Raw genomic sequence first — 10,721 nt, forward strand, 5'->3', positions numbered from 1 at the left:
CTTCTCATAGTTAGCAAGCAGTTGATCCAGCAGTTCAGGTGTAATCGTCGTGTCGGTCGTCATGTGAGTCTCCTCGGTAAGGTAAACTCACAGAAACCTGCTTACACATTCTTTCTGACACCCTCCTTCGGTTCGGCCGCTGCGATCCAGCGCTGCCAGATCCACAAGGCCCGCAACATTATGGAACGCTTGCCGAAACAGCATCATGCGGCCACCCGTCGGGTGCTGCGCCAGGCCTGGGAGCTCGATGACGCCGACAAGGCTGAAAAATTGATCCGCAATCTCGCGCGTCGACTCGACCAGCAATGGCCCGGCGTAGCGGCCAGCATCCTCGAAGGCCTCGACGAAATCCTGACCGTCGTCCGGTTGAAGCTGCCGAAGGAGCTTCGTCGATCGCTCGCCTGTACCAACATCGCCGAGAACATGATGGGCACCATTCGCCGCGTCACGCGCAACGTCAAGCGCTGGCGGGATGCCGGTATGGCCTTGCGATGGGTCGCGGCCGGCATGATCGAGGCCAACAAGGGCTTCCGACGATTGAAGGCACATCAGCAATTGGCGATTCTGCGTGCGGCCCTTCAAGCTCACCACAATCCCATGACGATCAAGCCCGTTGCCCATGTCACAAGGGCCGCGTAACATTCATTCTGGCAACGTCGGCCCGACGTAGTTCAACACCGATCGGGACATCCCCAGCGTCGGACCAAAATCCACGTAGTGAGTCTTGATCAGCGCCAGTGCCTCGCTCCGTACGATCGCCGGATAGGCTCGGTTGCTCGGCTTGCCGCGCTTCTTCGACAGCAGTGCCGCGGGGCCTCCGAGCCGATAGGCCTTCAGCAGCCGGAACGCCTGTCGCGATGTCACCCGAAGTAGTTGCGCTGCCTCTCGCACTGCAATCCGTTCCGCCACCACATCCCGCAACACATGCACCCGGTCGATCTCAGCCCGGCTCATCGACAGCACCGTCATCACTCACAACCCCCAGGCCCATGCCTTAGACAAGTCCGAGCGTGACATCTCTAATGGGGAGGATGGTGACCTTTCTAATGAACGTCTACATGAAAATTTCGCATAACATTGATTATGGAATATATTCCTATTTTCCGAACGCCAAAATTTGCCCTTAGCTAGGTTTGTTACGACGCAGTCGCTTGTCTTCGCCGGATAGCGTCGCGTTGGCGCCGGCTTCGTTTCCGGAGCGATTGAAGGCATCGGTGACAGAGTCGTGGCTGGCGTCTGCTCCTCGACCGCGCGGACATCAGGCAGCTCCGTAGCTTGTTGGGCGGGTGCGGGTCGAGCCTCCATGGTCTCGAGAACCGCGCGTCCCTTGTCAGTGACACGCCAGCCGCCATTCAACCGCTCGATGAGACCTAGGGAGAAGATATCCAGGTCAGGCACGCGGGCTGCCAATCGCTTCGTGCGTTCGGCCCAATCCCGCCCGCTGGTCGCCAGAATCGCCATATCGCGCTTGAGGTCCGCCATAACGGCGAACCCGTCTGGATAGCTGACCAGCACCTTGAGAACCGTCACCTGGAAGTTCACTGCCCCACCCGTACCGGCTTCCGCGAACTTACTCCCTCCACATATTAGGGGCATTCGTAAACATCTGTCGACTCACGACATTCATCCGCTAGGCAGTTCGGCAGCCCCGCGCGTCGTCGACGCCGCTTCGCGATGGAAGCATTTCGAACCGGCGCGCACGTCACCATCGACCGCCTCTATGATCGGACCTCAGATAGTCTCCGCCATTTCCGGGTACCGGCAAAATGCGTTCGCAAGCGCCATCTGACGATGGTGTACGACATTCGACTTCGAAAAGACGAGGCGACACCGCTAGAGAGCTGCGGCCATGACGGGAATTTCAGTGACCTTGTCGCCGTTCTGTCTGGCCCAGAGAGATCTGGCCAGATTCTCCGGGACCTGCTCCCGGAACTTCCCGACCTTGATGTTCGCGACGAACTCCGAGACGTCATGGGGACCGATATTTCGCGTTTCGGCAAGCTTGGAGAGGATCGGTCGCAGTTCGCTCTCCTTGATCTTGGAGACCGTGACTCCGAGTTCGTGCACGCCCGATTGAAGCCCGGCCATCGCAAGCGCCGCGCTGAAGACGGCGGTCGCCTGGGATCCCCGCCAGAGGAAGACGTGCATGTCACGATCTTCCTGGACCAGCGATCGGCTCTCCAAGTCGAGCTCGCGGAACATCTCGCGCCCTTCCTCCAGGAGATCCCGGGCTCTGGCGTCGAGATAGGGCGGAACGTCGTCCGCGAGATAGACCTTGCGCATCTCCGCGATCAGCCGGTCGTGAGCCGGCTCGCCGGTCGCGGGCTCGAAACGCGGCACGACGCCGCCCGGATCGTCGAGATCTGGCGGCTCGATGTAACCTCTGACTTGAAGACGCAATTCCGGAGCGTCCGAGTTGGCCACGAGCTGTTCGACGCTCCCAGGATTCGTCGGCCGCAGCCACGCGCGGGCCTGGCCGAGATCGCCGATCGTCGCGGAAAGTCCGACGCGCCGGGCGGGCCGCGCCGCCATCGCATCGATGCGCCGCAGCAGGCTGGCCACGTGCAATCCCCGCGGTCCCTGCAGGAAGGAATGAAGCTCGTCGACGACGATGAATTCGGCGACCGACAGCAGCCGTTTGGCGTCGGCCGGACGACGGACGAACATCGCCTCGATCGATTCCGGTGTGATGAGGGCGATTCCGTCGGGCTTGTTCATCGCCTTCTTCTTCTCGGCCTGCGGCGCATCCCCGTGCCATTTGACCACCGGGATCTCCATGCTCTCGCACAGTCCTTCGAGGCGCCGGAACTGGTCGTTGATCAGCGCTTTGAGCGGGCTGACGTACAGAACCGAGAAGCCCGACGCGCTGCGCTCCGCGATCGACGTCAGGATCGGGAGGAATGCCGCCTCCGTCTTGCCGGCCGCGGTCGTCGCCGAGATCAGGATGTCGCGATCGTCCTCGAGCACGGCGAGGATCGTGCGCGCCTGTATTTCGCGCAATTCGTCCCAGCCCTGGTCGCGGATCCAGCGGCGGACCTTGGGATGCAGCAGATGGTAGGCGGCTTCAAGTCCCGAGCCGGAAGCTGGTGAGTTCATCGTCGTCTCCGGGCTGCGCGCCACCCTCGGGCACCGCTTCCTGCTGGCCTTGCAGATCGGCAGGTACTTCCACCTGCCCCAGAAGATCCTGCCACTTCGTGCCCGGGTTCTGCTCGAGCACGGAGAGCATCTGAACGAAGGCCTTCACCGTCGTCCGCGGCGTGCGGAAGTAGGCTTCTCCGATGCGACGATCGCAGTGGGCCATGAAGGCGGTCAACGCCTCTTCGGGCACCAGATATTTAGACGGATCTCCCGCAGCGAACACCGTCCGGATGTTGGACAACAGGATCAGAAGATCCTCCGGCGTCAGGCTCTGGAGGTTTATGACCGGGCCCGAAAGATCGACAAGACCTTTGGTGGCGAACTGGTTCTCCGCCAGCCGTGACTGCAGCGCTTCGTAGCTGAACAGGCCGCGCCTGGTGTCCATCAGGAACTGCGGCGTGCCGCACATGACGAAGCCGATGTTGACAGTGTTTCCCTGCAGGGCGTCGTTCACGATGCGGAGGATCTGTTCGAAGTTAGACTTGCGCGCCTGGGCGTTCTGCAGCTTGTAGATGTTCACCATCTCGTCGAACATCACCAACAGTCCGGCGTAACCCGCGACCTTCGTCAGGCATGCGAGGGACTTCAGCGAGTCGTACACGCCGTCGTCGTCGATGATGGTCCTGACGCCGAGGGATTTGTTCGCCTCGGTCTTGGTCGAGAACTCTCCGCGCAGCCACCGCAGGGCCGCGAGCTTGAGCTCCTCGTTCGACGCTTCGCTGCCGCGCCAGTAGGCCTTGAGCACCGTCGCGAAATCGTAGCCTCCGACGAATTCCTGGATCGGGGCCAGCTTCTCGTCGATCACCTTCTCGACTGGAACCTGCCGTTCTCCGGCCTCCTTGACGGCGTCGGTGACGAGCCGCTCCACCACGGCCGCCAGTGCGCCGCCCTCCGGCTTCGTGCGGGTGGCCATGTTGCGGACGGCTTCGGAATAGAGCGCCCTCGCCTGGCCGCCGCTGGCGTGGATGCGGCGATCGGGCGCCAGATCCGCGTGCACGGTCACGCACTTCCGCTCCAGCGCGATCAGTCTGATGAGGTTCGCGAAGAACGTCTTGCCGGCGCCGTAGTCGCCGATCACGAATCTGACGGCCGCCCCGCCGTCCGCGATCCTGTCCACGTCGCGAAGCAACGCTCCGATCTCCGCGGCTCTGCCGACCTGGATGTGCGGAAGGCCGACGCGCGGCACCACGCCGGCGCTCAGCGCCTGGATGATAGTGTCCCGTTCTTTCGGCTTTATCGTCTTCGGCGCTTTGCTCATGCCGTCGTCTCTCTCAGTTCAGCCAGTCGCTCCCGCAGATGCGGAACCATGACGATCTCGTGCCCTTCTTCGAGCAGCGGTTCCTCGAAGCGATCGTAAGACCAGTCGTTGATGCGTTCGATCGCACCGTCCGCCAGGAGCTTCATCGCGCGCGCCCGCTCGTCGAATTCGGCTCTCGCGATCGATCCCTTCCGCTCGAGAAGCTCGACGAGCTCCGCATGCGGTCCGTCCAACCCCTCGAAGGAGACCTCGTTCGCCGCGGATGCCACCGGCGTCTCGACGGGAGTTGGCGTCGTGTCTTCCTCGAAGATGTTCGCCAGCAGTTCCGCGACCGCGTTGGTCTCCCGCTGCGTCCGTGCCAAGCGCGCGGCATCGATCTGGATTCCAGCGACGGGTGCCGGCGCGACGACACCCTCCTGTGCGGGGACAGGTGCCGGCACGACGACGGGACTCGGTGCGGCGACCGGTCGCTCTTTCGGGATCGGCACCCCGGCCTCGCGTCTCTCGACGGACAAGGATACCGGTTCGTCCGCCCGCGGCACGGTTCTGTGCAGCTCGGAATAGACCCGCTCCTTCGGAAGGCCCAGTGCCTTGTGGAGCTTCTCAAGGAATCTGACCTCGTCGGGCCGCACGTTCTGGTCGCCGCCGACGACTGCGACCGCCGCATCGGCAATAGCCTCCCGTTCGGCGTCGCTGCGCTCCGCCAGGCGCTTCATGACCCTCGACAGCTTGGGTGGGTTGTTGAAGATCGTGACGGCGAACGCGATCAGGCGCGCGCGTTCGATCGCGCTGAGGTCCTTTCCGTCCCTTATCCCGGCGATCACCCGCGGCATCTCGTCGCTCGAGGAATCGCCGTCGGCCGCCGCCGTCAGCACGGCGACCTCGACTTGGGCCTTCATCGACCGATAGGCCTGACGCTCCGGATCGACCGGCCCGCCGCTAGGCGCCTTGAACAGGAATATCTGATCGTCAGGCTGCGGGACCGCTCCGCCGAAGCGCCGATCCGGCTCGATCGCGATGTCGAGCCGATCCAGCACCTGTCCGAGCTGGTCCGCGAGCCCGGACGATACCTTGCCGTTCTCCGGAAGATCGAAGTCGGCCGACCGCAATACGGTGCCCATGGTCGTGCCCGCGCGGCTCTGGCCCCCCATGATTTCCGACAGACGCTCCCCGAACGAATGCAACGCATCGAAGCCGATTTCCGACACGAGATCGGGCGGAAGCAGAAGCGACGCCTGCACCGAGTTGCGCGCCTCGGGCTGGCGGCCCAGAAGCCGGCTGAATCCGTCGAGCTCGTCGGTACATTCCTGCACGAGGCGCCTCAATGGTTCGGGAGACGTCGTCGCCTTCGCGACGTCGGGATAGGCCCGATGAGGACCGTCCACCGTGACCCGGAAGGCCCGGCTCGCTGCCTCGTACCGCAGATCGATGTTGCCGGAAGTGGTGACGTTCAATCCTTCCGGAAACGCGCTCCGGAAACGCAGATGCCAAAGGGCCACGAATTCGTCGAAGCACCGAACCGCTGCGGTACGCAGATACACGTCCGGCAGCGCGAGAACCCAGAGCAGAGCGTCTTCGGACAGGATCGTCGATGATTGTGCGAGACGCCGCCCAAGGTGAAGGCGCACCTGAATGTCCATCTCTGGAGAGTGTGACCGCTCCGCTGATGGTTGCGGAACGGCGAGAGGCATGCCGGCGGCGCATCTTGCGATGTCCACGAACCGCCTCCCGTAACCCTGGAAGGACTCGCTGTCGACCCGCCTCGCCAGAAGCCTCTCGACCTCGGCGATGCAGTCCGGCGCGCTCGCGATGTCCCGATCGACGAAAAGCCTGTGCTCCAGCCCGTAGAAGAACACGAAGACGTGCCCGATGCCGTAGGAATCGTCCCGCCGACCGCTCGACATCCAATCGAGGAAAGCGTGGCGGGCCGCGGGCGTCACGTCCGCGTAGGACGGCCAGTACGGCATGGCATCCCCGGCGACGTCCGGCCGCGACGTTCGTGCGGAAAGCTTGGGATTGACGACGTAGCCGTCGATCTCTTGGCCTTCGAAGAAGAGGGCCTCGCCGAGATAGAAGCGACCGGCCGCGATGGTGATGCCCTGGACAGTGACCGACTCTCCCGGCGGCACCCACCTCGCCGGCGCTGGAGCCCGCCCCCTGCGAAAGGCCGGCGCGATCCGTACCGGGTCCGCTGTCGTTGGCTCGATGACCGGCGGCGGAGTGTGTTGCGCGCTCGATCGCCCTGTCGCGATCTCACGTCGCTTTCCGGCCTTCGAGAACAGATAGCCGAGCAGCAGTACGAGACCGGAGACCGTGCAGACGGCTACGACCGCGGCCAGATTCTCCACGACGAACCGATAAGCCGCGGCGAGGACCGCGTAGATCGCGCCCAGCACGAGCAGCAAGCCCATTCCAGCCGTAGACCCGCCCTTCCGCCGCCCCATATCTCCGTCGATCCTCACCACTCGTTCGTCAAGAAATAGCGTGTGACGGCAGCGAAGTACAATCGTCGAAGGTCGTGTCCCGGCTCCTCCGGTAGTGCTCTCTCCCGGGAACCTGCATCCGCCGGACCGAGATCGGCATAATTCCTCCTGTAAGCGCGGCCCATTGACCGTTCTTGGAATGCTCCGGGGGCGTCAAATCTCGCGGCTGTTGGAAGCTTCAATTTGACACTACCGTGTCGACAATGGCTTTGATTTCTTCACAACTTTCGATTGCAACGATATGGTCAACCGGCGTCGGTCCAGGGCCCAATATCAAAGCCGAGGTGGGCGCCGCGCCATGCGAAGTGGGGGCCAGTCAGACCGGGATTCTGCCCATTTGGCATGCGAAGAAGGAATCGCTGCGGAATAACAGGTATTCGCTGGAACGAGGATGGACAGTGAACGAGCGCGAACAGTTCGCGCTCACAGGTAATGTGCTCACCTCACCCCTCCATCACGAGATGCGAATACCAACCTTCGGAGACTACGCCGGTTTTGTGACAGTTCTCAACCAACAGGCTCGCGGGCCAATATATCGTTCTGGCGAATGCCCCGCCGCCCCACTACGGAAATACCGGTCCTGCCAGACTAGGATATTTGTAAGCTTCGTGCTACATATTCGTGAAATCTGTAGCGCGAAGGTACCAAATGCCGACCCCCCACAATCCTCCCGCCGCGGTTCGAAGGGCCCTGCGCAAGCTTGGCGCCGACATCCACGATGCCCGGCGGCGCCGGCGGCTGCCGATGGCGGTCGTCGCCGAGCGCGCCTTCACGTCCCGCTCCACGCTGCAAAGAGTCGAGGCCGGCGACACCAACGTCAGTATTGGTATCTATGCCGGCGTTCTTCAGGCCCTCGGCCTGCTCGACGGCCTGATCAATGTCGCGGACATCAGCAACGATAGCGTCGGCCAGGCGCTGGCTAGCGCCGAGCTGCCAAAGCACATCCACCTCAAGCGCAAGACCGGAGCCTCAAGCAATGGCTGACTTCGAGGTGCATATCGATCTCGGCGCCCGCACGCGCCGCATCGGACTGGCAAGGAGCAATCGCGCCCGAGGCTCAGAGACCATCCTCTTCGAATACGATGGCGCGTGGCTTGATGATCCGGACCGGTTTTCACTGGAACCCGCCCTCGCCCTGACGCGCGGCGCCTTTGCTCCTCCTGCCGGACTGGCCACGTTTGGCTCCATCGGCGACTCCGCGCCTGACACTTGGGGCCGCCGTCTCATGCAGCGCGCCGAACGCCGCCTCGCCGACCGCGAAGGCCGCGCGGTTCGCACGCTTGCAGAAAGTGACTATCTGCTCGGCGTTGCCGACGAAACGCGACTTGGCGCACTCCGCTTCCGTTGGGTCGGCGAAGAACTCTTTCAGGCGCCGATCCGCGCTGGCGTGCCCGCCCTGATCGAACTCGGCCGACTGCTCCAGATCACCGAGCGCATTCTCCGCGACGAGGAAACGGACGAAGATCTACAGCTCATCTTCGCGCCCGGCTCCTCCCTCGGCGGCGCCCGGCCGAAGGCCTCCGTCGTCGACCAGCACGGCAATCTCTCGATCGCCAAATTTCCGAAGGAGACCGACGACTACAGCATGGAGACCTGGGAGGAGATTGCGCTACGGCTCGCCAGCAAGGCCGGCATCGCCACTCCGCAACACGAACTGATCGAGGTGGCCGGCAAGGCCGTCATGCTGTCACGCCGTTTCGATCGCAATGACGCCGTCCGCATCCCGTTCCTGTCCGCCATGGCGATGATGGGCGCCAAAGACGGCCAGCGCGGAAGCTATCCGGAGATCGTCGACGCTCTCGCGCAACATGGTGCGCATGGAAAGACGGACGCCCACGCCCTCTACCGGCGTGTCGTCTTCAACGTGCTAATCTCCAACGTCGATGATCACCTACGCAACCACGGTTTCCTGTGGCTGGGAAAGACGGGATGGTCGCTCTCGCCGGCTTATGACCTCAATCCCGTCCCCACCGATGTGAAGGCGCGGGTGCTGACGACGAACATCGACCTCGATGAAGGCACCTGCTCGCTCGATCTGCTCGAAGCCGCGTCGGAATATTTTGGGCTTACGCTGCCGCAGGCCCGCACGATCATCAAGGACGTCGCGACAGCGACCGCGACTTGGCGCGACACGGCCAAAGCCGTCGGTGCCCGCGGGGCCGAAATCAACCGCATGGCCAGCGCGTTCGAGCACGACGATCTCAAACGAGCGCTCGCGATTTAACACTGACATTTCTTCATAGCTTCGACTCCGCAGCCGCGAGCGCCGTAGCCGACCCGACCGTCGAACTTGAAATTTCCAGAATGCTGGCATTCGGCAGGTTTTGCAAACGCCCGGCGCGGCCTATGGCGCGTGGTCCAGCGCAATTTTGTTTCGTTGGTGCGAGTTTGATGCGATAGCAACGACATTCTGCTCAAGGCCAAATAGCGGCCTATACGGAAGGCGTCGGGTGCGCCGTGGACACCCAGGGTCGCGCTAAGCGAGCTGTCCGTGCCGTTCGAGCAAACGCATCAGCACGTTGTTCGCGTGGGCGAAGTTATCGAACTGCCCGCGAAGCTCGTAGGCCCACTTCGCGCCATGAAAGAGATTGTTGCGCAAGCGCCAGACGATCATCAGGAGCACCAAAACGCGGTCGCGCGGATCATTGTTTGCTTCCTCGATTACCACCCGTACCAAGTCAGGATAGTCCGCCGGGCGAAGACCTAGATAGGGGAAATGGCCTGTCAATGCGCCATCAGCGAAATATCGCCTCCGGAAATAGGTCAGTTCGCCATCATAGAGCTCAGCCCCAAGCGTGCCAGCAGCCGTCCACTCATCGACCTTTTCGCGGATGCGGTCGGCGCGCGCGAAATTGTTCATGACCTGCGCTTCGAACAGGCTCCACAAGAACGCAAAGTCAAAGATCGCGTTGCGGTCCCGTGAGGGAAGACTTTTGAAGCCTGGCGCTCGTTCGGCTAGCCATTGTTCGCTCATTCACTCTTTTCTCGCAGTGATCGACCCGCCTTCTCGTCGTTTGGCTCCTCGCAGTCGCGATCGAACTCAGGGAAATTGGTAAGCGTATCGCGGCGGATGCAGTAGTGCATCTGCGATGCCTCTTGGAAATGCATACCGCATAGGCATCCGCAAAAGGGGCAACATTCGTCGATTTCGAGATCGGCCCATTCCCACACGCCCAGGTATTCCGGGATGGCATCGCTATCGTAGCCAGTGATCAGGAATGCGTCGGCACTCTTTGCAACAAAGCCGTCGCGCCCTGCGCGGACGAGAAACGGCAGGATGTCCGCCGGCTCGATGTTAAACCATTCGCCGCGTGACCGAACGGCTTTGAGCTCATTCTTGAGACGTGTTTCCAGGCCAAACTCATCTGCCGTTTCGATCCAGCCTAGCAAGCGTAACTCTAGCGGATTTCCGGTCTGGAGATTTCGCTTTCGCGCTTCAATATTCTTCGCGACACCAATCTTGATGGGTGAGCCTCCGTTCTCTTCTTCGCCAAGGAAATAGACCGGCACGCTCGATATCTCCGATGACAAAGCAATTTGATAGCGGTACCGATCCTATTACGAGATATTGCGCAGTTCCGCTATCGACTATCCAAGGATGTCGTTGCACGCCGCCACCTCGTTCGAGGGATCACTACCCTGCTGTTCATGTGGCGCCCTGCCGGAGCTAATTTGACAGCCCACCCCAACACGTCAAAATCACTGTGCAGAGCCACACTTCTATCACAGTGATTTTGACTCTTTGGGGGTGGCTGGATAGGCGCGGCCGAGTTTGGCGCGAGCTTTGTCGGTTGTGAACATCCATTTGATTCGGGCTCGGGTTTTATTTCGCCGCCGTTGCC

At 62.1% G+C, this 10,721-nt stretch carries 10 protein-coding genes and 1 pseudogene; 3 read left to right on the forward strand and 8 right to left on the reverse strand.

What is annotated here, in order from left to right; translation table 11 throughout:
* Positions 1–639, forward strand: a 639-nt coding sequence (locus ACZYOF_RS39150; protein ID WP_463719090.1) for a transposase, incomplete at its 5' end; no start/stop codon positions are given.
* Between the two features lie 3 nt (positions 640–642).
* Here ACZYOF_RS39150 and ACZYOF_RS39155 read toward each other — a convergent pair.
* The 5 genes from ACZYOF_RS39155 to ACZYOF_RS39175 form a co-directional block, all read right to left on the reverse strand.
* Complete coding sequence (locus tag ACZYOF_RS39155) at positions 643–969, reverse strand: helix-turn-helix domain-containing protein (protein WP_463719091.1); 327 nt, start codon at positions 967–969, stop codon at positions 643–645.
* A 3-nt stretch (positions 970–972) separates the two neighbouring features.
* Positions 973–1,530, reverse strand: a complete 558-nt coding sequence (locus ACZYOF_RS39160; protein ID WP_463719092.1) for a hypothetical protein — start codon at positions 1,528–1,530, stop codon at positions 973–975.
* Between the two features lie 303 nt (positions 1,531–1,833).
* A complete protein-coding gene (locus tag ACZYOF_RS39165; RefSeq protein ID WP_130582467.1) occupies positions 1,834–3,096 on the reverse strand; it encodes a DEAD/DEAH box helicase in 1,263 nt (420 codons plus the stop codon).
* Positions 3,065–4,396 carry an ATP-binding protein gene (locus ACZYOF_RS39170; RefSeq protein ID WP_130582466.1) on the reverse strand — a complete coding sequence of 444 codons (1,332 nt, stop codon included), beginning with the start codon at positions 4,394–4,396 and terminating at the stop codon, positions 3,065–3,067. Before ACZYOF_RS39170 ends, ACZYOF_RS39165 begins: the two co-directional genes overlap by 32 nt.
* Positions 4,393–6,807: a tellurite resistance TerB family protein gene (locus ACZYOF_RS39175; protein WP_463719094.1), complete on the reverse strand. Its 2,415-nt coding sequence runs from the start codon at positions 6,805–6,807 to the stop codon at positions 4,393–4,395. The genes ACZYOF_RS39170 and ACZYOF_RS39175 overlap by 4 nt, the downstream gene beginning before the upstream one ends.
* A gap of 720 nt (positions 6,808–7,527) precedes the next feature.
* Between ACZYOF_RS39175 and ACZYOF_RS39180 the strand changes: the two genes are divergently transcribed.
* Both ACZYOF_RS39180 and ACZYOF_RS39185 read left to right on the forward strand, forming a co-directional pair.
* A complete protein-coding gene (locus ACZYOF_RS39180) occupies positions 7,528–7,863 on the forward strand; it encodes a helix-turn-helix domain-containing protein (RefSeq protein WP_130582465.1) in 336 nt (111 codons plus the stop codon).
* On the forward strand, positions 7,856–9,103 hold the full coding sequence (locus ACZYOF_RS39185; protein ID WP_130582464.1) for a type II toxin-antitoxin system HipA family toxin: 1,248 nt from the start codon (positions 7,856–7,858) through the stop codon (positions 9,101–9,103). Before ACZYOF_RS39180 ends, ACZYOF_RS39185 begins: the two co-directional genes overlap by 8 nt.
* Before the next feature lie 252 nt (positions 9,104–9,355).
* Here the strand turns inward: ACZYOF_RS39185 and ACZYOF_RS39190 are convergent, their stop codons facing one another.
* The 3 genes and pseudogenes from ACZYOF_RS39190 to ACZYOF_RS39200 form a co-directional block, all read right to left on the reverse strand.
* The gene (locus ACZYOF_RS39190; protein ID WP_463719093.1) at positions 9,356–9,853 is read right to left on the reverse strand and encodes a hypothetical protein; all 498 of its coding nucleotides are present in this window, start codon (positions 9,851–9,853) and stop codon (positions 9,356–9,358) included.
* On the reverse strand, positions 9,850–10,389 hold the full coding sequence (locus ACZYOF_RS39195) for a GIY-YIG nuclease family protein (RefSeq protein ID WP_130584461.1): 540 nt from the start codon (positions 10,387–10,389) through the stop codon (positions 9,850–9,852). The genes ACZYOF_RS39190 and ACZYOF_RS39195 overlap by 4 nt, the downstream gene beginning before the upstream one ends.
* Positions 10,390–10,602: 213 nt before the next feature.
* Positions 10,603–10,721 (reverse strand): annotated as a pseudogene (locus tag ACZYOF_RS39200) (IS630 family transposase); the annotation flags it as partial.

The sequence above is a fragment of the Bradyrhizobium sp. LeoA1Lang genome, assembly GCF_055413685.1.

Bases quoted from the DNA above. Each gene is read 5' to 3' on its own strand.
- ACZYOF_RS39165 (WP_130582467.1), bottom strand. From the start codon at position 3,096: ATGAACTCACCAGCTTCCGGCTCGGGACTTGAAGCCGCCTACCATCTG.
- ACZYOF_RS39185 (WP_130582464.1), top strand. From the start codon at position 7,856: ATGGCTGACTTCGAGGTGCATATCGATCTCGGCGCCCGCACGCGCCGC.
- ACZYOF_RS39170 (WP_130582466.1), bottom strand. From the start codon at position 4,396: ATGAGCAAAGCGCCGAAGACGATAAAGCCGAAAGAACGGGACACTATC.
- ACZYOF_RS39175 (WP_463719094.1), bottom strand. From the start codon at position 6,807: ATGGGCTTGCTGCTCGTGCTGGGCGCGATCTACGCGGTCCTCGCCGCG.
- ACZYOF_RS39155 (WP_463719091.1), bottom strand. From the start codon at position 969: ATGACGGTGCTGTCGATGAGCCGGGCTGAGATCGACCGGGTGCATGTG.
- ACZYOF_RS39180 (WP_130582465.1), top strand. From the start codon at position 7,528: ATGCCGACCCCCCACAATCCTCCCGCCGCGGTTCGAAGGGCCCTGCGC.
- ACZYOF_RS39190 (WP_463719093.1), bottom strand. From the start codon at position 9,853: ATGAGCGAACAATGGCTAGCCGAACGAGCGCCAGGCTTCAAAAGTCTT.